The organism is Micromonospora sp. NPDC050980, assembly GCF_040653835.1.
In the GTDB taxonomy this organism is placed as follows: domain Bacteria; phylum Actinomycetota; class Actinomycetes; order Mycobacteriales; family Micromonosporaceae; genus Micromonospora.
Map to the genome: position 1 here is coordinate 272,703 of NZ_JBFAGS010000002.1, position 26,753 is coordinate 299,455.

Here is a 26,753-nt window from a genome sequence, read left to right on the forward strand (position 1 = left end):
CGAACGGGACGTACGACCCGCAGTACCGACCACTCGCAGCCAGGAGCGCGCATGACCGACCTTGCCATCGAGAGCGGCATCCAGGCGACCACCCTGCTCGACATCCTGCGCGACAACGCGGTGCAGGATCCCGGGGCGGTCGCCTTCGTGCACCTGACCTTCCCCGCCGGCACCGACACCTCGGACGGGCGTGGCGTCGCCCGGCGGCTCACCCGGGGGGAGTACGACCGGCGCTCCGCCGCCCTCGCGGCCACCATCGCCCCGCACCTGGCCCCGGCGGGTCGGGTGCTGGTGCTGCTGGCGCCCGGCCTGGACTTCCTGGTCGGTCTCACCGGCGTGTTGTACGCCGGTGGCGTCGCGGTGGCCTGCCCGCCCCCGGTGGACGGCGCGGGCGACCCGCGCACCGAACGGGCCGTGCAGATCGCCGGCAACGCGGAGGTGACCGTGGTGGTGACCACCGCCGAACTCCTCGGCCAGCTCGGCGAGCTGCGCGAGCGGTTGGGCCCGCACGTGCCGTGGATCGCCGTCGACACCGTCGACGAGTCCGCCGCCGACGGCTGGGCCCCGCCCGAGCTGACCGGCGAGGACCTGGCGTTGCTCCAGTACACCTCCGGCTCGACCGGCGCGCCGAAGGGCGTCATGGTCAGCCACCGCAACCTGCTGCACCAGATCGACCAGACCGTCGCGCTGGCCGGGTTGCCCGCCGGGGCGAACGTGGTCAGCTGGATCTCCCCCTACCACGCCCTGGGTGTGGCCGGCCATCTGCTGCTGTCCCAGTACCTCGGCGGCCGGGCGGTCTTCCTCACCCCGGAGGACTTCGTCGCCGATCCGTTGCGCTGGTTGCGGGCTGTCGCCGACACCCCCGGCCCGGTCTTCGGCTGCGCCCCGAACTTCGCCTTCGAGCGCTGCCTCACCCAGGTGCCGGCCGAGCGACGGACCGGCCTGGACCTCTCCGGCTGGCACACCACCTTCAACGCCGCCGAGCGGGTCCGGGCGAGCACCATCACCCGTTTCACCGACGAGTTCCGGCGGTACGGGTTCCGGCCGGAGACGATGAGTCCCGGTTTCGGGATGACCGAGGCGATGCTCTTCCTCACCGGCCGGCACGCCGACCCGGAGCCGCTGGTGCTGACCGTCGACGCCGCCGAGCTGGAGCGGGGTCGGGTGGCGCCCGTCGACGGCGGCGAGCGCAGCCTCACCCTGGTCGGGGTCGGTCCGGCCGGGCCGCACTGCGAGATCCTGGTGGTCGATCCGCAGACCCACCAGGCCGTCGACGACGACCTGGTGGGCGAGCTGTGGGTGCGGGGAGAGGTGGTCTGCCAGGGCTACTGGCAGCGCCCCGAGCTGTCCGAGGAGACCTTCGGTGCCCGGCTCGCCGACGGGACGGGACCGTTCCTGCGCACCGGTGACCTGGGCTTCCGACACGCCGGTGACCTGGTCCTGTGTGGCCGGCTCAAGGAAATGATCATCATTCGGGGGCGGAATCTCTACCCGCAGGACGTGGAGATGACCTGTGAACGGGTGCACCCGGCGCTGGCCGGTGCCCCGGCGGCGGCGTTCGCCGTGGACGTCGACGGCGAGGAGCGTCTCGTCGTGGTGCAGTCCGTTCCCGACCCCACCGGCCTCGACCTGGATGATCTGGCTCGCCGGCTGCGCGCCGCCATCACCGACGAACACGAGGTCGAGACGCACGAGGTGGTGCTGGTCGGCCCGGACGGCGTCGCCAAGACGGTCAGCGGCAAGGTTCAGCGGGGGGCCTGCCGAGACCGGTACGCCGCCGGCGAACTGCGCCCGCTGGCGACCGCCGGCCGGGCGCCGGCCGTCGCACCCACGAGCCCGCAGCCGGCCGGCGCCCCGCTGCGGGACATGCTGCTGGCCCTCGACGACGCGCTGCGCGTGCCGGTCCTCGTGGCTGAACTGCGACGTCGACTGGCCGCCCTGCTCGGGACCGCCACCGACCGGGTCGGCACCGACCTGCCTCTGGCCGGGCTGGGCCTGGAGTCGCTGCGCGCCATCGAACTGCGCCGCGACCTGGAGCGCGACCTCGGGGTGCCGCTGCCGTTGGTGCAGTTCATGCGCGGCTCCGTGACCGACCTGGTGCGCCGGGTGACCGACCACCTCGGCGGTGCCGTCGGAACGGACGTGGTCACCTGGCGCCCCCTGGTCGCCGACCCGGAGCACCGTGCCGATCCCTTTCCGCTGACCGAACAGCAGTACGCCTACTTCGTCGGCCGGGGCAGCGGATACGAGTTGGGTGACGCCTCCGTCCACCTCTATCTCGAGGTGGAGACGACAGACGTCGACCTGGACCGTCTCACCGCCGCGCTCAACCTGCTGGTGGAGCGGCAGGAGATGCTCCGCGCGGTGATCGAGGCGGACGGCACCCAACGCATCCTCGCGTCGGCCGCCGTCCATCCGCTGACGATCCCCATCGTCGACGCCGCGGCGCTGGACGGCCCGGGACGGCAGGCCCACCTGGACGCCGTGCGGGAGGAACTGAGCCACCAGGTCCTCCCGCCCGGGCACTGGCCGATGTTCGACGTCCGGGCCACCCGCCTGCCGGGCCCGGTCACCCGGCTGCACGTCAGCCTCGACCTGCTCATCGCCGACCTGGCCAGCGTGCGACTGTTCTTCCTGGAGTGGGGCGACCTCTACCGCGACCCGCGGGCGCATCCGCGCCCTCCCGCGGTGTCCTTCCGCGACTACGTGCTCGCCCTCGACCAGGTGCGCGACTCCGCGGCCTACCGCGCGTCGCGTGCCTACTGGTCGGACCGGGTCCCGCAGCTACCGGCGGGACCGGAGCTGCCCACTCTCCCGGTGCCGGCCCGGTCCGAGCGGACCCGCCGGGCGCGGGTGCTGGAGCCCGGCCGCTGGTCCCGGCTGCGTGAGCAGGCCACCCGGCGGGGGGTCACGCCCACCGTCGTGCTGCTGGCCGCCTTCTCGGCGGTGCTGGGCAGGTGGAGCCGCACCAGCCGCTTCGTGCTGAACGTGCCGCTGTTCAACCGGCTCCCCCTGCACCCGGACATCGGGTCGATCATCGGTGACTTCACCGCGGTGACGCTGCTGGAGGTCGACGTCGCGCCGGACGACGGTCTGGCCGGCCTCGCGGAGCGGATCCAGCGACAGCTCTGGCAGGACCTGGAACACCGCTACTTCTCCGGCATCGAGGTGCTGCGCGAGGTCAGCCGGCAGCGCGCCGTCCGCCCGGGAACCTTCGCGCCGGTGGTCTTCGCCAGCGGCCGGGAACAGGGCCGCGACGCCGAGGGCACCCAGGGCGCGCTCGGCGCGGCCTGGCTCGGCGACACGACCTACGTCGTCTCGCAGACCCCGCAGGTGCAGTTCGACCACCAGGTGTACGAGGACCGGGGCGCGCTGGCCTTCAACTGGGACGTGGTGGAGGGGCTGTTCCCGCCCGGCCTCGTCGACGACATGCTGAACGCCTACTGCGCGCTGCTGGCCCGGCTCGCCGACGACGACGCCGCGTGGCGACCCGGCGCGGTGGACGTCATGCCCACCGCCCAGCGGGAGCTGGTGGTGGCGGCGAACGACACCGCCGGCCCGGCCCCGGACGGGTTGTTGCACGCCCCGTTGGTGGAGTGGGCGGTGCGGGAGCCGGACCGTCCGGCGGTGGTCGCCGGTGAGGGCACGGTCAGTTACGGGGAGCTGTATCGGCACGCCTGCGCCGTCGCGCACCGGTTGCGGGAGGTGGGGGTTCGTCCGAACGAGTTGGTGGCGGTGGCGGTGGAGAAGTCCGCCGCGCAGGTGGTGGCGGCGTTGGGGGTGTTGCTGGCTGGTGGGGCGTATCTGCCGGTGGATCCGGATCTGCCGGTTGATCGGCAGGATCATCTGGTGTCGTTCGGTGGGTGTCGGGTGGTGTTGACGCGGGTCGGTGGTCCGGTGCGGGCGTGGCCGGGCGGGGTGGCCGAGCTGGTCGTCGACCTGGCGGCCGACCCGCCGGCCGGTGTGGACAGCGCGCCGGAGCAGACCGCCGGTCCGGATGATCTCGCCTACGTGATCTTCACCTCGGGGTCGACGGGCAGCCCGAAGGGGGTGATGATCCGGCATCGGGCGGCTCGTAACACCGTCGACGACATCAATGCCCGCTATCGGGTGGGTCCGGACGACGCCGCTCTCGGATTGTCGTCGCTGAGTTTCGACCTGTCGGTGTATGACGTGTTCGGGTTGTTGGGCGCCGGTGGCCGGTTGGTGTTGCCGCGGCACGGCAGCAACCGGGACCCGGGCCACTGGGCGGAGTTGGTGGCCGCGCACCGGGTGACGGTGTGGAATTCGGTGCCGGCGCTGGCGCAGATGCTCGCGGACCAGGTGGCCGGCGGCGGACCGTCGGGCGCGGGCGCGCTGGAGTCGGTGCGGTTGTTCCTGATGTCTGGCGACTGGATTCCGGTGGAGTTGCCGGGCCGGTTGCGGGAGTTGGCTCCGTGCTGTCTGCCGGTGAGTCTGGGTGGTGCCACCGAGGCGTCGATCTGGTCGATCTTTCACGAGATCGATGCGGTGGATCCTGGCTGGGAGTCGGTTCCGTATGGGCGGGCGTTGCGGAACCAGTCCTTTCACGTGCTCAACGATCGGTGGCAGGAGTGTCCGGTCTGGGTGACCGGTGAGTTGTTCATCGGTGGTGTCGGTCTGGCCGACGGGTACTGGCGGGACGAGGAGAAGACCGCCGCGCGGTTCGTGACCCACCCGGTCACCGGGGAACGCCTCTATCGCACCGGTGATCTGGGGCGGTGGCGTCCGGACGGGACGATCGAGTTCCTGGGCCGGGAGGACTTCCAGGTCAAGGTGGGTGGTTACCGGATCGAGTTGGGCGAGATCGAAGCGGCGCTGACCCGCCACCCCGGCGTGACCGCCGCGGTGGCCGCCGCGCCCGGCGACCGCCACCACCGGCGGCTCGTCGCCTACCTGGTACCCGCCGACCCGACCACCGGGCGCGGCGGCACCGCCCACGACCTGGTGACCGAAGACAGTGCGAAGCGGGTCCTCGGCGACGTGGAGACCGACGCCGCCCGGCGGACCGCGTTCACCCTGGCCCGCAAGGGGCTGCGCGACGACCTGGACACGCCCGGCGTGCCGCTGCCGACCGCCGAGGACGAGGCCCGACAGGCGTGGACGAGACGGGCCAGCCGACGGTCCTTCCTGGCCGCACCGGTGCCGTTGGCCGCCCTCGGCCGGCTACTGGACACCCTGCGCAGTCACGACGGCGACCTGCTGCCCAAGTACCGGTACGCCTCGGCCGGCTCCCTCTACCCCGTGCAGACGTACGTGTACGTGCGACCCGGCCGGGTCGACGGGCTCGCGGAGGGCGCGTACTACCACGATCCTGCGGCGCACCGCCTGCTACCGGTGGGCTCCGGCACGACCCTGCCGACCGAGGTGCACGTCTCGGCCAACCGGTCCACCGCCGACCAGAGCGCTTTCGAGATCTTCCTGGTCGGCCGCCTGTCGGCGATCAGCCCGATGTACGGGGAACGGGCGCTGCGCTTCTGCCTGCTGGAGGCGGGCCAGATGACCCAGTTGCTGGAGGAGGGCGCTCCGGACCACGATCTCGGCCTGTGCCAGGTGGGCCTGGTCCGCGACGAGGCCGAGGTGCGTGCGGCGCTCGCCCTCGACGGGGACGACGTGCTGCTGCACAGCCTGCTCGGCGGCGGGTACCACCCGGCGGAGGCCACGTCGGGCGGCCTGGTCGACGAGGTGCGGGAACACCTGCGCCGCACCCTGCCCGGCTACATGGTGCCGGGCACGCTGACGCTGTTGGAGAAGCTTCCGCTGACGTCGCAGGGCAAGGTCGACCGCGCGGGCGTCGAGCGGATGGCGCGGGAGGCGGGAGTCGCCACCGGCGCCCGGGCCCCGTACGTCGCGCCCACCCGGGCGGTCGAACAGGCCGTCGCCGACGCCCTGCGCCAACACCTCGGGGTGGAGCGCGTCGGCCTCGACGACCGCTTCTTCGACCTGGGCGCCGACTCCGTGATCATCGTCCGGGTCTACCGGAGCCTCTGCACGGCCCTCGGACGGACCTTCCCACTGATGTCCATGTTCGAGCACCCCACCATCCGCCAACTCGCCGTCCGGCTCGACGGTGGCGACGACACCGACGCCTCGGTCGCCGACGCCTTCAGCCGCGCCGGTCGCCGTCGCGATCGGCGGCGTGGCCGGCCCACCTCGGAGGAGATCCACTCATGACGTCGGCCGATTCCGCCGGTGACATCGCGATCATCGGCATGGCGGGCCGGTTCCCCGGCGCCCCGGACATCGCCACCTTCTGGCGCAACCTTCGCGGCGGCGTCGAGTCGATCACCTTCTGGGACGAGGACACGCTGCGCGCGGCGGGCGTGCCCCAGGAGCAGCTGACCGACCCCCGGTACGTCCGGGCGGGTTCGGTGCTCGACGACATCGACCTGTTCGACGCGGGCTTCTTCGGCTACAACGCCCGGGAGGCGGCGCTGATCGACCCGCAGCAGCGACTGTTCCTGGAGTGTGCCTGGCACGCCCTGGAGGACGCCGGCTACGGACCCGGGACCACCGACGCCGCGGTCGGCGTGTACGCGGCCAGCGCCCTGTCGACATACCTGCTGAGCAACGTCCTCGGCGGCCGGACGATCTCCTCGATCGCGGAGACCTTGGAACTGCTCGTCACCAACGACAAGGACTACCTGGCCAACCGGGTCAGCTTCAAGCTCGGCCTCCGGGGGCCCGCCATGGCGGTGCAGACCGCCTGCTCCTCCTCCCTGGTGGCGGTGCACGTGGCCGGTCAGGCCCTGCTGGAGGGGGAGTGCGACATCGCCCTCGCCGGTGGCAGCGCCGTCCGGTTGCCCCAACCCAGCGGCTACCTCTGGGAGGAGGGGCTGGTGTTCTCCCGGGACGGGCACTGTCGTCCCTACGACGCCGGCGCCACCGGCACGATGTTCGGCAGCGGCGTCGGGGTGGTGGTGCTCAAGCGGCTGGCGGACGCCCTCGCCGACGGCGACCACGTCGAGGCGGTGATCCGGGGCAGCGCGGTCACCAACGACGGCTCGGCGAAGGTCGGCTACACCGCGCCGGGAGTCGACGGCCAGGCCCGGGCCATCGCCACGGCCCTCGGCGTGGCCGGCGTGGAACCGGACACGATCACCGCCGTGGAGGGGCACGGAACCGGCACCCTGCTGGGGGATCCGATCGAGGTGACCGCCCTGAGCCGGGTGTTCGGTGCCCGTACCCGCCGTAAGGGTTACTGCGCTCTCGGGTCGGTCAAGTCCAACGTCGGCCACCTGGACACCGCCGCCGGTGTGACCGGTCTGATCAAGGCGGTGCTCCAGCTCAAACACCGGGAGCTGGTGCCCAGCCTGCACTACGACAAGCCCAACCCGGAGATCGACTTCGACGACTCGCCGTTCCGGGTCAACACCGAGCTGCGCGAGTGGACGGTCACCGACGTGCCCCGCCGGATCGGGGTCAGCTCCTTCGGCATGGGCGGCACCAACGCCCACGTCGTCGTCGAGGAGGCGCCCACCCCCGCCCCGCTGCCGCCGCCGGCCCGCGCCACCCAGGTGATCACCCTGTCCGCGCGTACCCCCGAGGCGCTGGAGGCGGCCGGTGCGCAGCTCGCTGCCGCCCTCGCCGCACCCGATGCCCCACCGCTGGCGGATGTCGCCTGGACCCTGCACCGCACCCGGGCGCCGGGCCGGCACCGCCGCGCGGTGGTCGCCGCCGACGCCGCCGAGGCGTCCGCCGCGCTGGCCGATCCCACCCGCACGGTCACCGGCGCCGCCGTCGACCGGCCCCGGCTGATTTTCCTCTTTCCCGGCCAGGGCAGCCAGTACCCGGGCATGGGCGCCGAGCTGTACGGCACCGAACCCGCCTACCGCGACGCCCTCGACGCGGTCGCCGCCGACCTCGAACCACACCTCGGCCTCGACCTGCGGACCGTGCTGCACCCCGCCGCCGACGTCGACCCGGCCGAGGCGGCCCACCGGTTGGCGTCCACCGATCTCGCCCAGCCGGCCCTGTTCGCCGTCGAGTACGCCACCGCCACGCTGCTGACCTCGTACGGCATCCGGCCGGACGCGATGATCGGCCACAGCGTCGGTGAACTGACCGCCGCCTGCCTGGCCGGCGTCCTGGACCGGGCCGACGCGGCCCGCCTGGTGGCCGCCCGGGGCCGGCTGATGGCGGCGATGCCGCCCGGCTCGATGCTCTCGGTGGCCCTCGGTGAGGACGAGGTCCGGCCCCTGCTCACCGCGGCGCTCTCCCTCGCCGCCGCGAACGCTCCCGAACTCTGTGTGGTCTCCGGCCCGGACGACGACGTCGCCGCCCTGGCGGCGGTCCTCGCCGAACGGGGGGTGTCGCATCGGCGGCTGCACACCTCGCACGCCTTCCACTCGGCGATGATGGACCCGGTGGGCGAGCCCTTCGCCGCCGAGTTCGCCGGCATCCGGCTCGCCCCGCCGACACTGCCGTTCGTCGCCAACCGCACCGGGGAGTGGATCACCGACCGGGAGGCCACCGACCCGGCCTACTGGGCCGGGCACGTCCGGGACACCGTCCGCTTCGGCGCGTCCGTGGCCCTGGTCGCGGGCCCCGACGTGGTGCTGGTGGAGGTCGGCCCCGGCCGGACGCTGGGCACCCTGGCCCGGCAGGCCAGCCGGGAGTCCGTCGTGCTGGCCAGCATGCCCGCCCCCGGCGACCCGCCGGCCGGCCCGCACCCGGGGCCGACGCTGCTCGGCCGGCTCTGGACGGCCGGCGTCGACGTCGACCTCGCCGACGCCGGGCCGCGTCGGCGGGTGTCCCTGCCCGGCTACCCGTTCCAGCGCCGCCGCTACTGGATCTCCCCGAGCGGGGAGGGCGGTGCGCTGGACCTCAGTGGGCTGCACGGTGGGGCGCCGGAGGGCGACACCGACACCGCCGGGCTGGACGGACGTCCCAACGTGCAGACCCCGTACGTCGCCCCCCGCGACGACCGGGAGCGCCTGGTCGCCTCGATCTGGCAGGAGCTGCTCGGGGCCGCCCCGATCGGGGTGGACGACAACTTCATCGAACTCGGCGGGCACTCCCTGCTCGCCACCAAGGTGGTCGCCCGGGTCAACGAGGCCTTCGGCAGCCGGATCGGGCTGCGCGAGATGCTCGCCGCGCCGACGGTCGCCGGGGTGGCCGCCCTGGTCACCGCCGGCCGGGCCGACGAGACCGACGAGCCGGGGCCCGGCCTGCCGCTCGCCGTGCCCGCCCCGGACCAGGCGCACGAGCCGTTCCCGCTGGCCGAGATCCAGCAGGCCCAGTGGCTGGGCCGGCTGGGCAGCGTCGAAGGCGGCAACGTCGCCGCGCACGTCTACTGGGAGGTGGAGACCGGCGAGGTGGACCTGGACCGGCTCACCGCGACGTGGCAGGAGGTGGTCCGCCGGCACGGGATGCTCCGCGCGGTCGTCGGCGACGACGGTCGGCAGCGCGTCCTGCCCGACCCGGGCCGGTACGTCATCGAGGCCACCGACCTGCGCGACCGCCCCGCCGACGAGGTGGAGCAGGTGCTGGCCGAGCGGCGCGAGACCCTGTCGCACCAGATGCGGCCGGTGGACGTGTGGCCGCTGTGGGACGTCCGGGCCACCCTGCTGCCCGGCGGCCGGACCCGGCTGCACCTCGGCTTCGACCTGATGATCGCCGACATCGGCAGCATCCGGCTGGTCTCCCGCGACTGGCGCCGCATCCACCAGGAGGCCGGCGGCCTCGCCCCGCTGGAGGTCACCTACCGCGACTACGTGCTGGCCACCGAGGAGCTGCGCGGCAGCCCGCTGCACCAGCGGTCGCTGGAGTACTGGCGGGAGCGGATCGCCGACCTGCCGCCCCGGCCGGACCTGCCGCTCGCCGTCGCGCCCGCCGCTGTCGCCCGGCCCGAGCCGGTCTCCTTCGACCTGGAACTGGACCGGGACACCTGGAAGCGGATCACCGACCGGGCCGGCGGGCACGGGCTGACCCCGTCGGCGGTGCTGCTCGCCGTCTACGCGTACGCGCTGGGCGCCTGGTGCCGGTCCGGGCGGTTCACCGTCAACGTCACCGTCACCAACCGGTTGCCCGTGCACCCGCACGTCGGTGACCTGGTCGGCGAGTTCGCCTCGTTCGACCTGCTCCCGGTCGACCTGACCGCCGCCGGCAGCGTGGCACGGCTCGCCCGGCGCCTGCAGGAGCAGAGCTGGCACGACCTGGAACACCGCTACGTCAGCGGGGTCGAGGTGCTGCGCGAGATGGCCCGCGCCCGGGGCGGGGCGGCCGGCGCGGTGATGCCGGTGGTCTTCACCAGCACGGTCGTGCAGGAGAGCGAGCCGGGTGACGAGACCTGGTTCGGCTGGCTCGGCGAGATGGTCCACGAGGTCGCCCAGACCCCGCAGGTGTGGCTCGACTTCGCCCTGCTGGAGACCGCCGACGGGGTCCGGATGAGCTGGCACGGGGTCCGGCAGCTCTTCCCCGACGGGGTGCTCGATGCGATCTTCGGCGCGTTCGGCCGGCTCACCACCGCCCTCGCCGAGGACGAGGCCGCCTGGCAGGCCGACCCCGGCGACCTGCGTCCGGCCGCCCAGCGGGAGCTGGTGGTGGCGGCCAACGACACCAGCGGGCCGCCCGCCGACGGGCTGCTGCACGCACCGTTCGTCGACTGGGCCACCCGGGAGCCGGACCGCCCGGCGGTGGTGACCGCCGAGGGCGCTGTCAGCTTCGGGCAGTTGTATCGGCACGCCTGCGCCGTCGCGCACCGGCTGCGGGAGCTGGGGGTACGCCCCAACGAACTGGTCGCCGTCGCGGTCGACAAGTCCGCCGCGCAGGTCGCCGCGGCGCTCGGCGTGCTGCTGGCCGGTGGGGCGTACCTGCCGGTGGACCCGGATCTGCCGGGTGACCGGCAGGATCACCTGGTGTCGTTCGGTGGTTGCCGGGCGGTGCTGACCCGCGCCGGCGGCCCGACCCGGTCCTGGCCGGACGGGGTGGCCGAGCTGGCGGTCGACCTCACCGCCGACCCGCCGGCCGGTACGGAAACCGCACCGGAGCAGATCGCCGGTCCGGACGATCTGGCCTACGTCATCTTCACCTCCGGCTCCACGGGCACCCCGAAGGGCGTGATGATCCGCCACCGGGCGGCCCGCAACACCGTCGACGACATCAACGACCGCTATGCGGTGGGCCCGGACGACGCCGCGCTCGGATTGTCGTCGCTCAGCTTCGACCTCTCCGTCTACGACGTGTTCGGGCTGCTCGGCGCCGGCGGTCGGCTGGTACTGCCCCGGCACGGCAGCAACCGCGACCCCGGCCACTGGGCGGAGCTGGTGGCCACGCACCGGGTGACCGTGTGGAACTCGGTGCCGGCGCTGGCCCAGATGCTCGCCGACCAGGTGGCCGCCAACGGACCGGCGGGTGCGTTGGAGCCGGTGCGGCTGTTCCTGATGTCCGGCGACTGGATCCCGGTCGACCTGCCGGGCCGGTTGCGGGAGTTGGCTCCGCACTGCCTGCCGGTGAGCCTCGGCGGCGCCACCGAGGCGTCGATCTGGTCGATCTGCTACGAGATCGGCGACGTGGACCCCACCTGGGAGTCCATCCCGTACGGCCGGGCGCTGCGCAACCAGACCTTCCACGTGCTCAACGACCGCTGGCAGGAGTGCCCGGTCTGGGTGACCGGCGAGTTGTTCATCGGCGGCGCCGGCCTGGCCGACGGGTACTGGCGGGACGAGGAGAAGACCGCCGCGCGGTTCGTGACCCACCCGGTCACCGGGGAACGCCTCTACCGCACCGGTGATCTGGGGCGGTGGCGTCCGGACGGGAGCATCGAGTTCCTCGGCCGGGAGGACTTCCAGGTCAAGGTCGGCGGCTACCGGATCGAGCTGGGTGAGATCGAGGCGGCGCTGACCCGCCACCCGGGCGTGGCCGCCGCGGTCGCTGCCGCGCTCGGCGACCGGCACCACCGCCGGCTCGTCGCGTACGTGGTGCCGGCCGATCCGGCCGCCGACCGGGACGCCCTCGTCGAGGCCGTCCGGGAGGAGGCCGCCCGCGTGCTGCCGGCGTACATGGTGCCGACCGTGGTGGTGGCGCTGGACCGGCTGCCGCTGTCGGCCAACGGCAAGGTGGAGCGGGCGGCCCTGCCCGACCCGGCCCGACTGGCCGGACCGGACGCGCCGACCGGCGAGGCGACCCCCACCGCGTTGCTGCTGGCCCGACTGGTCGGGGAGGTCCTCGGCCAGCCCGGGGTGGGACCGTTCGACAACTTCTTCGCCATCGGCGGTGACTCCATCACCGGCATCCAGATCATCGGCCGGGCCACCGCCGAGGGCCTCGACGTCACCCCCGCCGACCTCTTCGCCCACCAGATCGTCGCCGACCTCGCGGCGGTCGTCGAGGCCCGGGCCGCCGCCGCCGGCCGGGCCACCGCCGACGGCAGCTTCCCGCTCACCCCGTGGCAGCGCGCGCTGCTCGGCCCGGACGGGCCGGCCCGCCCGCTCGGCGTGCAGGTGCTCGACGTGCCGGTGCCCGCCGAACTGGACGCCGACACCGCCGGCCGGCTGCTGGCCGCCCTGCTCGCCGCCCACCCGGCGCTGCGGCTGCGACTGGTCGACGGTCCGGACGGCTGGCGGCAGCGCATCGGCGCGGCGGACGAGGAGTACGTGCCGCTGATCGACCTCGCGCCGCTGCCCGAGGCCCGGCGGGCGGCGGCCCACACCCAGATGGTCGCCGACATCCGCGCCGAGCTGGACCCGGTCGACGGGCCGTTGACCCGGGCCGCCCTGTTCGACCTCGGCGCCGGGGAGCGCCGGCTGGTCTGGCTGGTCGCCGACCTCGCGGTGGACGCCCGCTCCTGGGCGCCGCTCTGGGCCGACCTGCGCCGGGCCCTGGAAACCGCCGCCGCCGGCGCCGAGCCGGAACTGCCCGCCCCGCCCGTGCCGTTGGCCCGCTGGGCGGACCGGCTGGCCGCCGTCGACCAGCCGTCGCCGGTCGACCCCGGTGCCGACGGACTCGCCCCGCTGCCACTGGGCCCCGCCACGCCGGGAGCCGACTACCGGCGGCTGCTGCGGGTGCCGGCGGCGCGAGCGCTGCTCGACGCGGCGTCCCGGGCGTACCGGCTGACCGCCGACGAGGTGGTGCTGGTCGCGCTCGCCCGCGCGCTGGCCGGAGCCGGCAACGACCGGGCGGTGTTGGACGTCGAGCACGACCTGCGCGCCGACGGCGTCGCCGACCTCGACGTCACCGGCGCGGTCGGCCCGTACGCCGTGATCGCCCCGCTCGCCCTGACCCTCACCGACGACCTGGCGGAGCTGGTGCCGGCGGTCAAGGAACACCACCGGCGGGCCGCCGCGCGGCCGGTGCCGACCGTCCGGCCCGCGCAACTGCTGCTGCGGCACCTGGGCGACCTCGACGGCGCACCCGGCGCGGCCGGCGAACCGGCGGGCGCTCCCCGGGCGCACGACGGCCCCGGGCACCGGGTGCTGGTCACCGGGCACCTCGCCGCCGGTGACCTGCTGGTCGACGTGCAGGCCGCCGACGTGGGCCCGGTCGACGCCGCCACCCTGGACGCCCTGGTGGACGCGCTCGACGCCGCCCTGGGCGAGCTGGCCGCGCACTGCGCCCGACCGGGCGCCGGCACGGTCAGCCCGAGCGACTTCCCGCTCGCCGGCCTCGGCGGCGTCGACCTCACCGCCTTCCTGACCGCCGTCACCAGCCGCCGGTCCGGCGCCGCCGGACCCGCCCCCGACGCGGACGACGGCACCGCCGGGCGGTCCGCCGACACCGAGGGGAGCCCACGATGACCGTCCCCACCGCACCCGGCGTGCCGCAGCCGGTGACCTGGCTGCCGCCCGAGGACCAGAAGTGGCGCGACACCGTCCGGGTGGTCACCGCCGAGACCGTCGCGCCCCGGGTCCGGGCCATGGACGAGGCCGCCCGGATCGACCCCGACCTGATCCGGGAACTCTTCGCCGCCGGGCTGATGGGCGTCGAGATCCCCGAGGTGTACGGGGGAGCGGGCCGGGACCTGTTCGCCGTGGTCGTCGCCGTCGAGGAGATGGCCCGGGTGGACCCCTCGGTGGCCGTCCTGGTCGACGTGCAGAACGCCCTGGTGGCCAGCGCGCTGCTGCACCACGGCGACGGGGACACCCGCCGTCGGCACCTGCCCCGGCTGGCCAACGGCACCGTCGGCGCGTACGCGATCAGCGAGCCCGACGCGGGCAGCGACGCCTTCGCCGGCCGTACCCGGGCCGTCGCCGACGCTGGCGGATACGTCATCGACGGCGGAAAGCGCTGGATCAGCAGTGCCGCGGAGGCCGGCCTGTTCGTGGTCTTCGCCCGACTCGCCGACGCCGGGCTCACCGCGTTCCTGGTCGACCGGGACACGCCCGGCCTGAGCGTCGGCCCGCCGGTGGCCAAGATGGGCATCCGGGCCAGCTCCACCTGCGACGTCACCTTCGACGGCGTCCGGGTCGGCCGGCGGGACCTGCTCGGCCGCCCCGGCGCGGGGGAACTGGTGGCGGTGGAGACGCTCAACGTCGGCAAGGTCGGTATCGCCGCCCAGCTCGTCGGCCTGGCTCAGGGGGTGCTGGACGCCGCCACCGGCTACGCGGCCCGCCGCCACCAGTTCGGCCAGCCGATCGGCGCCTATCAGGGAGTGGCGTTCCCGCTGGCCCGGGTCGCCGCCGAGCTGCAGGCCGCCCGCGCGTTGCTCTACGACACCACCCGGCTGCTCCAGCACGGCGGCTCGTCCACCCAGCGGCTGCGTGCCACCGCGATGGCCAAGTACGTCGCCTCGGAGGTCGCCGAGCGGGCCGCCGGGCTGGCCGTGGAGACGCTCGGCGCCAACGGCTTCGTGCCCGAGCACGGGGTGGAGAAGTTCTACCGGGACGCCAAGGTCGGAAAGATCTACGAGGGGACCTCCAACATGCAGTTCCGTACCATCGCTGCCACCGGTGACCGGGGCGTCGCCCCGGCGGAGCGCTGACCGGTGAGCCGGGTCCTGCTGTTCTGCCTGCCGTACGCCGGCGGCTCCGCGATGCGCGTCTACGGACGGTGGCAGCGGGAACTGCCGGACAGCGTCGAGGTGGTGCCGGTGGAGTTGGCCGGACGCGGCGCCCGGATCGTCGAGACGCCCCTGACCAGCGTGGACGACATCACCGCGGACGTCCTTCCGCCGGTGCTCGACCGCATCGACCGCCCGTACGCCCTCTTCGGCCACAGCCTCGGCGCGCTGGTCGCGTTCGAGCTGGCCCGCCGGCTGGAACACCTGCACGGTCGGCCCGCGACGCACCTGTTCGTCTCCGGCCACATCCCGCCGCAGCACCCGCGACCCCCCGGCCAGTACGACTACCGGCTGCCCGACGCGCTGTTCCGGGAGCGGCTGCGGGAGCTGGCCGGCACCCCGGAGGAGGTGCTCGCCCACGACGAGCTGCTCGACCTGGTCATCCCCGTCCTGCGCGCCGACTTCGAGGCCGCCGACACCTACCGGTCGCGGCCCGGCCCTCGGATCAGTCCACCACTGACCGTCTACGGCGGCGCGGACGACCCGGAGGCTCCACCGGAGACGCTGCCGGACTGGGCGGTGCTCACCACCGGCCGGCACGAGGTGCGGATCCTGCCCGGCGGCCACTTCTTCCTCAACGACGAGCAGGCGACCGTGCTCAAGGGGATCGCCGCAGACCTGGAGCCGGCCCGGACGGTGCCGGTGGAGAACGGAAGGACGTCCTGATGCGGTTTCGCCCCGGCTTCTACAACACCCTCTACCGGTTCAACCTGGCGCCCTGGGACAAGGAGGTCCGCCCCCAGCTCACCGAGCTGGTCGAGTCCGGCCGGCTCACCCCGACGGAGCTGCCCCGGGCGCTGGACCTCGGTTGCGGCACCGGCGCCGAGGCGGTCTACCTGGCCCGGCAGGGCTTCGGGCCGGTCGTCGGGGTGGACTTCTCGCCGGTGGCGCTGCGCCGGGCGCGGGCCCGAGCGAAGGCGGCCGGGGTCACCGACCGGTGCACCTTCACCGAGGCCGACGTCACCGCCGGCCCGATTCCCGGCCTCGCCGACTCCTACGACCTGATCTGCGACTTCGGCGCGCTCAACGACACCGAGGGGGAGCAGCGGTTGGCGGTGGCCCGGGCCATCCACCGGCTCAGCCGGCCCGGTGGCGCGGTGCTGCTCTGGTGTTTCCAGGGCGACAAGAGCCAACTGAAGGGCGGCGCGAAGATCGCGCCGATGATCGCTCCCGGTGAGGAGAAGGAGCTTTTCGGCGACGCCTTCGACCTGGAGTACCTGCCGACCCGCCCGCGCACCGTGATGCTGCTGATGACCCGGCGCTGACCTGGAGGAGCCACCATGAAGACCACCGGACCGATCCTCGTCGCCGGCGCCGGGGTCGGCGGCCTGACCGCCGCCCTGGCCCTGGCCCGGCACGGCATCCCCGTCCAGGTGTACGAGCGGCGCGACCTGGACGAGATCGTCACCAACGCCGGGTTCGGCCACACCATCTGGAGCAACGCGACGACCTCCCTGGCGTCGCTGGGGCTGGCACAGCGGCTGCTCGACCGCGCCGAGGTGCTGACCGGCTCGGAGAGCCGTGACCAGCGCCAACGGGTGATGTTCCGGATGGCCATCGCGGAGAGCATCTCGCCCGGCGGCACCCCGGCGGTGGGCATCGGCCGCGGCGACCTCATCGAACTGCTGCGGGAGGCGTGCGCGGAGCACGGCGTGCGACCCGAGTACGGGCAGCGCGCCACCGGGTACGAATCCACCGCCGACGGGGTGACCCTGAAACTCGGCGACGGTCGGACGGTGACCGGCGCCGCCCTGGTGGCCGCCGACGGCATCCGCTCGACGATCCTCACCCAGCTACGCGGCGACCTGCCCATCATCCACACAGGTCGGTCGACCTACCGGGGCATCGCCCCGGGCACCTGCGGGCTCAACCCTGGTGTGGTCAATCTCCTCTCCAACCCGGACACCCGGATCGGCGGCGGCGCCTGGCTGATCGGCGGCGACCGGGTGGTGTGGACGCTCTCCTGCGAGCGGGAACCCGGCGGCGAGGACCCGCAGGGCACCGCGGCCCGCGCCCGGGAACTCGCCGCCTCCGTCGGCGGGCCGGCCCCCGTCTTCGTCGGCGCCACCCCGCCGGAGAGCATCAGCCGGCTGGACGTCTATTACCACGAGTGGCACGACCGGTGGGGTGAGGGACCGGTCACGCTGCTCGGCGACGCCGCCCACGCCCTCCCCACCGACCTCGGCCAGGGCGCGTGCATGGCCATCGAGGACGGGGTCGTGCTCGGCGACTGCCTCGCCACCGCCCCCGACGTCACCAGCGGACTGCGGGAGTACGAGCGCCGCCGCCGGGAACGCGTCTTCTGGATCCGGGAGCGGGTGCTGCGGGTGAACCGGTTCAAGCCGGTCCGGAACAAGGCACTGCGGTGGGCGGTCGGCAAGGTGGCCAAGGTGGTCGTGTCGCGGAGCGCGCCGAAGATGTGGCAGGAGATGCAACGTCCGCCGCGGATCACCGCCCCCGACGCCTCCCGGCGGTGAGCCGTCGCCCCGTCGCCCGGATCGGCGGCGGGGCCACGGCACCCCCGCACGCCGCGCCGGGTGGAGCCGGTCGTCGTCGCCGGCCCGCCCGGTCAGCGGTGTGCCGGCTCCACCACGGCGGCGGACGCCGCCGGGACCGCCGCCCGGGGCTCCCGGATCAGCACGGCCACCGCCGCGGCGACCAGGGCGGCGATCCCCGCGGCGGTCAGACCGAGGTGGATGCCGGCGGTGAGCGCCCGGTCCACCAGGGCCGTGACGGCCGGGGTCGTCGTGCCGCCGAGGTCACCGTCCTGGGCGAAGAGCCGCCGGGCCAGCTCGGCCGAGTCCGCGCCGGACAGGCCGACCGCATCCGCGCCATCGGCCACCACCCGACGGAACCCGCCGGTGACCAGCGCGCCCAGCACCGCGATGCCGACCAGCGCCCCGATCTGCTGCCCGGTCTCCCCGGTGGCCGACGCCAGGCCCGCCCGGTCGGGTCGGACGCTGCCCATCAGGGCGCTGTTGACCGGTGGGATGGCCAGCCCGACGCCCACGCCGAAGAGCACCAGCAGCGGCCACCACCCGACGTACGGGTCGTCGGTGCCGACCCGGGCCAGCAGCAGCAGCGCGACGCCCATCAGCAGCGCCCCGGCGCACACCGGCACCCGGGCGCCGACCCGCCCGGCCAGCAGCCCCGCCAGTGGGGCGGCCACCATCACCGTGGCCATGGCCGGCAGGAAGCGCACTCCGGCCTCCGCCGCCGAATACCCCTGCGCCTGCTGAAGGAAGAGACTGATCAGGAAGAACGAGGCGTACATTCCGAACGCGACGAGCCCGATCACCAGGGTGCTGGCGGTGAAGGTGGTCGACCGGAACAGGTTCAGGTCCAGCATCGGATGCGCCGCCCGCCGCTCCACGGCCAGCAGCGCCGCCAGCGCCACCACCGAGGCGACGAACAGGCCGACGATCAGCGGTGAGCCCCAGCCGAAGCGGCTCCCCTCCACCAACGCGACGGTGAGCGTGCCGAGCCAGATCACCGCGAGCAGTTGACCCGGCAGGTCGATCACGCGGCGCAGCGGACCGGCGGCGGGGGCGGTGCCGTCCCGGCCCAGCAGCGCCCGCGCGCCCAACAGGAGCGCCAGGGCGCCGACCGGCAGGTTGACCAGGAACACCGACCGCCATCCCCACCGCGCGGTGAGCACTCCACCGAGCACCGGCCCGAGCAGCAGGGCCAGCGCGGACACCCCCGACCAGATGCCGAAGGCCCGCGCCCGCTCCCGGGGGGTGGGGAAGGTGTGCGACAGGATGGCCAGCGTCTGCGGGGTCACCAGGGCCGCCCCGAGCCCCTGCACGACCCGGCCGGCCACCAGCAGCTCCAGCCGGGGTGCGGCGGCGCACAGTGTCGAGCCGACCGTGAAGACGGCCAGCCCGGCGAGGAACATCGGCGCCCGGCCGAGCCGGTCGCCGAGGCTGCCCGAGGTCAGCAGCAGCGCCGCGAAGACCAACACGTATCCGTCGGCGATCCACACCAGACCGGTCAGGTCGGCGTCGAGGTCGGCCCGCATGGCGGGCAGCGTGAGGCTGATCGCGGTGCTGTCCAGCAACGCCATGAACAGCGCCAGGCAGACCACCACCAGGACGGCGGTGCGGGAGGACGAGGGTCGCGCGGATCCGGCCGCCACGGCTTTCTCCTGTCTTCGGCGTGTGATCGGCGGGGCGGTGCCCCGGCCAGGCGACGCTGCCACCGGGTGCCCCGACCGGCCAGCCGACGGCGACCGCGCCGACCGAGGTGCCCGACCGGGCAGCCCTGTCGCGCCCTCGTGGCCGCGCCGTCCGGCCGCTTGCCACTGCCCGGACCGGACATAGCGTCGGGCTGAGGAGGCGACATGTCGGAACAACGGATCCACCGGGCGGACGCCAACGAAAGCCCCGACCCGCCGGCGCCGGCGGTGCTCGACGCGATCGTCGGCGCGGCGGACCGGGTCAACCGCTACCCACAGGTCTATCCGACCGCGCTGGCGGAGGCGATCGCCGCGTACCACCGGGTGGCGGCCGACCAGGTGGCGGTCGGCGCGGGCGCGGCCGGACTGATCCAGCAGATGCTGCACCTGGTGGCCCGTGGCCGGCGACGGGGGGAGGTGCTCATCGCCTGGCGCTCCTTCGAGGGCTATCCCGTGGTCGCCGCCGGCATGGGCGTGCCGGTGCGGCGAGTCCCGCTGCGCAACCACGCCCACGACCTGGCCGCGATGGCGAAGGCGGTGCGTCGCCGCACGAAGCTGATCTTCCTGTGCAGCCCCAACAACCCGACCGGCGTCCCCATCCGGCAGGACGACCTGGACCGTTTCCTGGCCCGGGTGCCCCGGCGGGTGTTCGTCGTCCTCGACGAGGTCTACCGTGACTTCGCCAGCGACCCCGCCACCGCCGACGGCCTGGCCACGCTGCCCGGACATGCCAACCTCATCGTGCTGCGCAGCTTCTCCAAGTCGTACGGGCTGGCCGGGTTGCGGGTGGGCTACGCGGTCGGGCACCCGGGCCCGATCGCCGCCCTGCGCGGGGTGACGATGCCGTTCCTGGTGCCGGAGACCGCCCAGGCCGCCGCGCTCGCCGCGCTCGCCGCCGAACCGGAGTACGCGGCCCGGCGGCGGGCGGTCGTCGCCGAGCGGGATCGGGTCACGGCCGCGTTGCGCGCCGCCGGTGTCGCGGTGCCGGCGAGCGAGGGGAACTTCGTCTGGTTGCCGCTGGGTGACCGCACCGCCGGGTTCGCGGCGGACTGCCGGGCCCGAGGCCTGTTGGTGCACGCCTTCCCCGGCGAGGGCGTCCGGGTCACCGTCGGCTCACCCGAGGGCAACGACCTGCTGCTGGAAGTGGCCCGTTCGGGTGATGTCGCGCGCACCTGAGAGAGCGCCGGGCGGGTCGGCGGGGGCTGCCGGGCGGCCCGGTCACCGCCCGCCCGGCCCAGCGACGTTCACCCCGCGACCATGTCCACCGGGTGTACGGCCAACTTCCGGGCCAGCACCGCGAACGCCGCCACCACCCGTTCCAGATGCTCGTCGGTGTGCGTGGCCATCACACTGACGCGGAGCTGCGCCTGGCCGCGGGGCACCGCCGGATACAGCGCGACGTTGACGTAGACGCCCTCGTCGTAGAGAAGCTTCCACATCCGGGCGGCGGTGGCGTCATCGGGCGCGGGGACCCGCAGGATGGGCGTCTGCACCGGCACCTCGTGCGCGGTCACCGGCACCGGGGCGAGGTCGAAGCCCAGGCCGGTCAGGTCCTCCCGCAGCCGCGCCGTGTTGGCCGCGAGTCGTGCCCGGCGCTCCTCACCCTCGTCGGAGCGGACGATCTCGATCCCGGTCAGGGCAGCCGCGACACCGCCGGCCGGCGCCGCAGCCGTGAACAGGAACGAACGGGCCTGGACCCGGAGGAAGTCGATCACGTCGGCCGGCCCGGTGACGAAGCCGCCCCCACCGCCGAGTGCCTTGGAGAACGTGCCCATCCGCAGGTCGACGCCGTCGGCGAGGCCGGCCAGCGCGGTCACCCCCTGGCCGTCCGGTCCGAGCACGCCGACGGCGTGCGCCTCGTCGACCAGCAGCCGGGCGTCGTACCGACGGGCCAGCCCGGTGACCGCCACGATGTCCGAGAGGTCACCCTGCATGGAATAGACGGTGTCGACGACCACCAGCACCCCTGCCTCGGTCGTGCTCGCCCGGCGCAGCAGCGTCTCCAGCCGGTCCATCCGGTTGTGCCGGAACGCGAGCAGCCGGCCGGGAGCCAGCCGTGCGCCGTCCAGGATCGAGGCGTGGTCACCGGCATCACAGACGGCGATGTCGCCCTCACCCACGAGCGCGCCGATGACCCCCAGGTTGGCTGTGTATCCGCTGCCGAAGACGAGCGCGTCCTCCTCGCCGAACCAGTCGGCGACCGCCGCCTCGGCCCGCAGGTGCAGCTCGGTGGTGCCGTTCATCAGCCGCGATCCGTTGATCGAGGTGCCGTAGCGCTGGTGGGCGTGGTGGGCCGCGGTGGTGAGCCGCTCATCGCCGGAGAGGCCGAGATAGTTGCTGGAACCCAGGTTGATCCGCGGGGCCCCACCCATCATCGTCACCGCTGTCGGCGGCCCCTGCATCACCCGGAAGTAGGGCAGCTCACCCTGTGTCTCCAACTCCCGGCGCAAGGCGTACGAATCGTATCGGCGAACCTTGGCGAACAGATCTCCACTCATGTCTCCATGCCATCCGGCGGCGGCCGGTCCGGCGATCCCCGGTCAACCCGACAACCGGCCACCCCGACCGTGCAGCTTGCGCACGGCCGCGGGGCCGCTCTCGCCAGGTCCGGCGGCACCGCCGCCGCGAAGATCAGGGTCCTTCACCACCCCGGGCACCGTCAGCAGGATCCGGGTCGCGCCGCCGAGGATCACCGCCGCGCGATCAGGTGGTCCGGGCCGTACTCCGGCGCCTCAGAGCCGGAGGTCGCGACGGGCGTAGCTCAGGATGCCCGCGCCGGTCAGAGCGGCGGCGCCCGCGACCATCACCAGGGTCGCCGGCCAGTTCGGCGCCGTGGCCGGCACGGCGGCGAGGTGCCCGTACGGCGACAGCGCGCCGACCCAGGGCGGCGCGTGGACGCTGTCGGCGGTCACCGTGAGCAGGAACCCGCCCGCGGTGGGCAGCATGCCGATCGCGGTGACCGCGCGGGGCGCCACCCCGAGCGCGAGGGTGGCGGCGGCGCCGCCGAGCAGTGCGACCGGCAGGACGTTGGCGGTGCCGGCGAGCGCGGCGGCGAGCGGCAGGCCGGCGCCCACCTGCGTCGTACCGACCCAGGTGGCCACCGCGGCCACGGCGGCGAGCGCGGCGCCGCCGGCGACGGTGGTGGCGACCTCGGCGGCCAGCAGGCGGGTGCCGGTGACCGGCCCGGCGCGCAGCAGGGTCAGCCGCCCGGCGGTCTCGGCCGCGGCGAACGCGGCCAGGCGGACGGCGGCGAACGCGCCGATCGGGATGGCGAGCAGGGCGAACAGGGTGGCGGTGTACCCCTCGACGGTGCCGAGACCCGCGAAGCCGGCCTGCGCGGCGAGGTCGGCGAAGCGGGGATTGTCGGCGAGGAAGCCGGTGAGCGAGTCGGCGAGCAGCCCGATCAGCAGGAAGTAGGCGCCGATGCCGGCCGACCAGCCGGCGAGGGGGCGCGCCGCGCGCCGCACGGCGAACGTCTCGACGGAGCCGAGCAGCCAGCGGCGGGGCGCCCGGCCAACCGGCGGGCGCAGCAGCCCGGCCCGGATGTCGCGTCCGCCGGCCAGGGCCAGCGCGGCGCCGGCCGGCACGGCCGCGGCGACGGCGAGCGCGAGCAGGGGAGCCCACCGGTCACCGTGGTAGGGGCGGGTCAGGGCGAGCGGCCCGTACGGCGGCAGCCAGCGCAGCCAGGCCGCCGCCGGCCCGCCGTCGCCGATCATGCGGGCCAGCAGCCCGACGCCGAGGAAGGCCATGGTGGCGCCGGTGGCTCCGGCGCGGGTGGGGAAGACCTGCGTGGCGCAGGCGGCCACGGCGACGGCGGTCAGCCCGGCCAGGGTGAGGCCGGTGGCGTGCAGCAGCGCCCCGGCCGCCGGCGTGCCGCTGGCCTTGAGCGCCCCGGCCAGCAGGATCCCGGTCGACACCAGCGCCGCGGTGAGCACGGCGAGGTGCCGGCCCAGGACGCCGGCCGGGGTCAGCCGGCCGGCGAGCAGCAGGTCCCAGCGGCCGGCCTCCTCCTCGCCCCGGGTCACCCGGGTGGTCGCCAGCGCGCCCCAGGTGGTGAGCAGCACGGCGAGCACCGTGCCGGTGCGCCAGACGGTGAACCCGCCGGCGGTGTCCAGGCCGACGGGTTCACCGAACAGGGTGCGGATGGCCGGGTTGCCGGCGAGCGCGGCCAACGCCGACGCGGCGCCCGCGTCGCCCATCGTGCGGGCGTAGGTGGCGACGACGAGGGCGGACATGCCGGCGGTCACCGCCGCGACGACGAGCGCCGGGCGGCGCACCTGGCGGGCCGCGAGGCGGGTGACCGCCTGGCCCGGCGCGACGGCGCTCACTGCTCGGCCTGCCCGTAGTAGTCGAGGAAGATCTCCTCGAGGCTCGGCTCGCGCACGGTGAGGGCGGTGACGTCGGCCGCGGCGAGGGCGCGCAGCGCCGCCGCCGGTGGCCCGGCCAGCGCGAAGCGCAGCATCCCGTCGGCCCGGTCGAGCAGGTCGACACCGGGCACGGCGGCCAGGTCCGGTGCCGGGCCGGTGAACCGGGCGGTGACCTCGCTGCGGTGCAGCCGGCGCAGCTCGGGCACCGTGGCGACGTCGACGAGCCGGCCGGCGCGCAGGATCGCCACCCGGTCGCAGACGGCCTCCACCTCGGCCAGTTGGTGGGAGCAGAGGAACACCGCCTGCCCGTTGGCGCGCGCCTCGGCGACGGCCCGGCGGAACTGCAGTTCCATCAACGGGTCCAGGCCACTTGTCGGTTCGTCGAGCACCAGCAGGGGAGCGCGGGTGGCGAACGCGGCCACCAGCGCCACCTTCTGCCGGTTGCCGGTGGAGTAGGTGCGGGCCGGGCGGGACAGGTCGAGGTCGAAGCGGGCGACGAGGTCGGCCCGGTAGGCGGTGTCGGTGCCCGGGCCGGTGGCGGCGAGCAGGTCCAGCAGTTCCGCGCCGGTGAGCTGCGGCCACAGCGCCACGTCGGCGGGCACGTACGCCAGCAGCCGGTGCGCGGCGGCCACGTCGCCGGCGTCGACGTCGAAGATCCGGGCCCGGCCGGCGGTGGGCCGGGCCAGGCCGAGCAGCAGGCGGATGGTGGTGGACTTGCCGGCGCCGTTGGGGCCGAGGAACCCGAACACCTCACCGGCGGGCACGGTCAGGTCCAGCCGGTCCAGGGCGAGGAGGCGGCCGTAGCGTTTGGTGAGCTGGTCGGTGCGCACGGCAGGCGTGGTCATCAGGAGCCTTCTCGGTCGACGGAGGATCACGAACGCCGACCAGGCTTCCCGGCACACCACCGGTCACCGTACCCACGCTTCGCCAACCCGGGAAGCGCCGCCGTCGTCGACCCGACGGGGGACGGCCTACTCGCTGGCGGCGAAGCGTTCCACGTTGTCGACCGGCCCGACGATGAGGATCAGGTCGCCGTAGGCGAGCACGGTGTCGGCCGTGGCGTGGCTGAACTCGGGGCGTCCGCCCGGCGGCGGGGCCTGCGGCTTGACCGCGACCACGGTGACGCCCCACCGGCTGCGTACCCGGGAGTCGCGCAGCGGCACGCCGACGACCTCGCGCGGCGGGGTGGTCTTGACCACGGCGAAGTCGGCGTCGACCTCGACGTAGTCGAGGATCCGGCCGGAGAGCAGGTGGGCCACCCGTTCGCCCATGTCGTGCTCGGGCGCGACGACCTTGTGGGCGCCGACCCGGGTGAGGATGTGCCGGTGCTGGTCGCTGACCGCCTTGGCCCAGATGTCGGGGATGCCGAGTTCGGAGAGCAGGCTGGTGGTGAGGATGCTGGCCTGGATGTCGGTGCCGATGGCCACGACGGCGCGCCGGAACTCCCCGACGCCGAGCTGCCGCAGCGCCTCGATGTCGGTGGAGTCGGCGGTGACCACGTGCGGGAGGTGGCCGGACAGCGCCTGGACCACCTTCGGCCGGTGGTCGATGCCGAGCACCTCGGTGCCGCGGCTGATCAGCTCCAGGGCCAGGGCGGAGCCGAACCGGCCCAGGCCGACGACCACCACGGGTTCGGTCAGGTCAGCCAACGATCGTCCTCTCCTCGGGTAGTTCGAAGCGTCGGGTCCGTTCCCGCAGCGCCAGCGCCGAGGCCAGCGTGAGCGGCCCGATCCGGCCGGCGAACATCAGCACGATCAGCAACAGGTCGGCCTGCGGTGGCAGGCTACCGGTGATCCCGGTGGACAACCCGACGGTGGCGAACGCCGACACCACCTCGAACAGCGCGCGGTCGAGCCCGTGCGGTGTGATGGCCACGAGCGTGAACGTGGCGGCGACCACCGCGCCGACGCTCAGCAGCGCCACCGCGAGCGCCTGCCGCTGGTTGCTGGCCGGGACGCGCCGCCTCCCGACGTGCACGTGGGTCTCGCCGCGCATCTCCGACCAGAGCACGAACGCCAACAGCCCGAACGTGGTGACCTTGATCCCACCGGCGGTGCCCGCGCTGCCGCCGCCGATGAACATCAGCACGTCGCTGGCGAGCAGGCTCTCCGGACGCATCGCGCCGATGTCCAGGCTGTTGAAACCGGCCGTGCGGGTCATCGTCGAGGCGAAGAACCCGGCCAGCAGTTTCTCCGGGCCGCGCAGCGGGCCCAGCGTGGCGGGGTTGGTGAACTCCGACAGGGTCAGCACGACGGTGCCCAGCGTCAGCAGCGCCGCCGTGAGGGTGACGGTCAGGCGGGTCAGGACCGACCACGTCGCGGGCCGCCGCCAGCACCGGGCGAGTTCGAACACCACCGGGAACCCCAGGCCGCCGAGGATCACCGCCCCGGAGATCGTCAGGGTGATCCAGGGGTCGGTGACATAGCCGACGAGGCTGTCCGGGTTGGTGGAGAAGCCGGCGTTGTTGAACGCCGACACCGCGTGGAACACCCCGTGCCAGGTGGCCGGCCCGGCCGCCTCGCCGTGCCCGAACGCGAACCGGAGCGTCAGCACCACGGCCACGACCGCCTCGGCGGCGAGGCTGAACAGCACGATCCGCCGGACCACGCCGCGTACGTCGGTGAGGTCCAGGCTCTTCGTCTCCGCCTGCGCGAGGAACCGGGCCCGCAGGCCCAGCCGCCGCGACACGAGCACGGTGAACAACGTGGCCAGCGTCATGATGCCCAGGCCGCCGGCCTGGATCAGCAGCAGGATGACCACCTGGCCGAACAGCGACCAGTAGCCGCCGGTGTCGACGGTCGTCAGGCCGGTGACACAGACCGCCGAGGTCGCGGTGAACAGCGCGTCGACGAACGGCGCCCGCTGGCCCGACTGGGCGGCCACCGGTAGCGACAGCAGCCCGGTGCCCGCCGCGACGGCCGTGCCGAACCCGACGGTGATCACCTGGGCCGGGTGCCGGAAGCGGGCGCTGCGGCGCTGCCAGACGGGCCGGCGCGCGGTCAGGACCACGGCGGTCCCGCCCGTCCCGGGCCGCCCGTCCGGGCCGTCCGCCCCACTCGTCCCGTCCGTGTCACGCCTGGATCCTGCCATGGCCGCACCGGCGGCGATCGTCAGCGTCGGCCCACCGTGACGTGCGAGGGCGGCCCGGGCGCGGGGCCGTTATGATCGGCCCGGTCCGTGGAGCGCCGGGAAG

General features: G+C 74.4%; 13 protein-coding genes. 7 read left to right on the plus strand and 6 right to left on the minus strand.

Translation table 11 applies throughout. From position 1 onward, the window contains the following. Nucleotides 1-51: 51 nt before the first annotated feature. From AB0H28_RS05110 to AB0H28_RS05135, 6 genes are read left to right on the plus strand one after another with little or no spacing between them, the layout of a single operon-like run. Entirely contained in the window at nt 52-6,192 is a 6,141-nt protein-coding gene (locus tag AB0H28_RS05110; RefSeq protein ID WP_358034434.1) for an amino acid adenylation domain-containing protein, read from the plus strand. Next, entirely contained in the window at nt 6,189-13,754 is a 7,566-nt protein-coding gene (locus AB0H28_RS05115; RefSeq protein WP_358034436.1) for an amino acid adenylation domain-containing protein, read from the plus strand. Before AB0H28_RS05110 ends, AB0H28_RS05115 begins: the two co-directional genes overlap by 4 nt. Further along, the gene (locus AB0H28_RS05120; protein WP_358034438.1) at nt 13,751-14,938 is read left to right on the plus strand and encodes an acyl-CoA dehydrogenase family protein; all 1,188 of its coding nucleotides are present in this window, start codon (nt 13,751-13,753) and stop codon (nt 14,936-14,938) included. The genes AB0H28_RS05115 and AB0H28_RS05120 overlap by 4 nt, the downstream gene beginning before the upstream one ends. A gap of 3 nt (nt 14,939-14,941) precedes the next feature. Then, nucleotides 14,942-15,682 carry an alpha/beta fold hydrolase gene (locus tag AB0H28_RS05125; protein ID WP_358034440.1) on the plus strand — a complete coding sequence of 247 codons (741 nt, stop codon included), beginning with the start codon at nt 14,942-14,944 and terminating at the stop codon, nt 15,680-15,682. Continuing rightward, the gene (locus AB0H28_RS05130; protein ID WP_358034442.1) at nt 15,682-16,281 is read left to right on the plus strand and encodes a class I SAM-dependent methyltransferase; all 600 of its coding nucleotides are present in this window, start codon (nt 15,682-15,684) and stop codon (nt 16,279-16,281) included. Before AB0H28_RS05125 ends, AB0H28_RS05130 begins: the two co-directional genes overlap by 1 nt. A gap of 15 nt (nt 16,282-16,296) precedes the next feature. Further along, complete coding sequence (locus AB0H28_RS05135; RefSeq protein WP_358034445.1) at nt 16,297-17,493, plus strand: NAD(P)/FAD-dependent oxidoreductase; 1,197 nt, start codon at nt 16,297-16,299, stop codon at nt 17,491-17,493. Between the two features lie 92 nt (nt 17,494-17,585). Here the strand turns inward: AB0H28_RS05135 and AB0H28_RS05140 are convergent, their stop codons facing one another. Then, a complete protein-coding gene (locus AB0H28_RS05140; protein ID WP_358034448.1) occupies nt 17,586-19,154 on the minus strand; it encodes an MFS transporter in 1,569 nt (522 codons plus the stop codon). 204 nt (nt 19,155-19,358) lie between these two features. Here AB0H28_RS05140 and AB0H28_RS05145 point away from each other — a divergent pair, with 204 nt between their 5' ends. After that, nucleotides 19,359-20,369, plus strand: coding sequence for a histidinol-phosphate transaminase (locus AB0H28_RS05145; protein ID WP_358034450.1), 1,011 nt, complete (start codon nt 19,359-19,361; stop codon nt 20,367-20,369). A gap of 68 nt (nt 20,370-20,437) precedes the next feature. On the opposite strand, the gene AB0H28_RS05150 is transcribed toward AB0H28_RS05145, so the two are convergent. From AB0H28_RS05150 to AB0H28_RS05170, 5 genes are all read right to left on the minus strand, one after another. Next, nucleotides 20,438-21,691, minus strand: coding sequence for an aminotransferase class I/II-fold pyridoxal phosphate-dependent enzyme (locus AB0H28_RS05150; protein WP_358034452.1), 1,254 nt, complete (start codon nt 21,689-21,691; stop codon nt 20,438-20,440). 234 nt (nt 21,692-21,925) lie between these two features. Further along, entirely contained in the window at nt 21,926-23,521 is a 1,596-nt protein-coding gene (locus AB0H28_RS05155) for a hypothetical protein (RefSeq protein ID WP_358034455.1), read from the minus strand. Beyond that, nucleotides 23,518-24,405 (minus strand): ABC transporter ATP-binding protein, encoded by an 888-nt coding sequence (locus AB0H28_RS05160; protein ID WP_358034458.1) that lies wholly within the window; start codon nt 24,403-24,405, stop codon nt 23,518-23,520. The genes AB0H28_RS05155 and AB0H28_RS05160 overlap by 4 nt, the downstream gene beginning before the upstream one ends. 126 nt (nt 24,406-24,531) lie before the next feature. After that, entirely contained in the window at nt 24,532-25,209 is a 678-nt protein-coding gene (locus tag AB0H28_RS05165) for a TrkA family potassium uptake protein (RefSeq protein ID WP_358034460.1), read from the minus strand. Next, nucleotides 25,202-26,569, minus strand: a complete 1,368-nt coding sequence (locus AB0H28_RS05170; RefSeq protein ID WP_358034462.1) for a potassium transporter TrkG — start codon at nt 26,567-26,569, stop codon at nt 25,202-25,204. Before AB0H28_RS05170 ends, AB0H28_RS05165 begins: the two co-directional genes overlap by 8 nt. Nucleotides 26,570-26,753 lie beyond the last annotated feature (184 nt).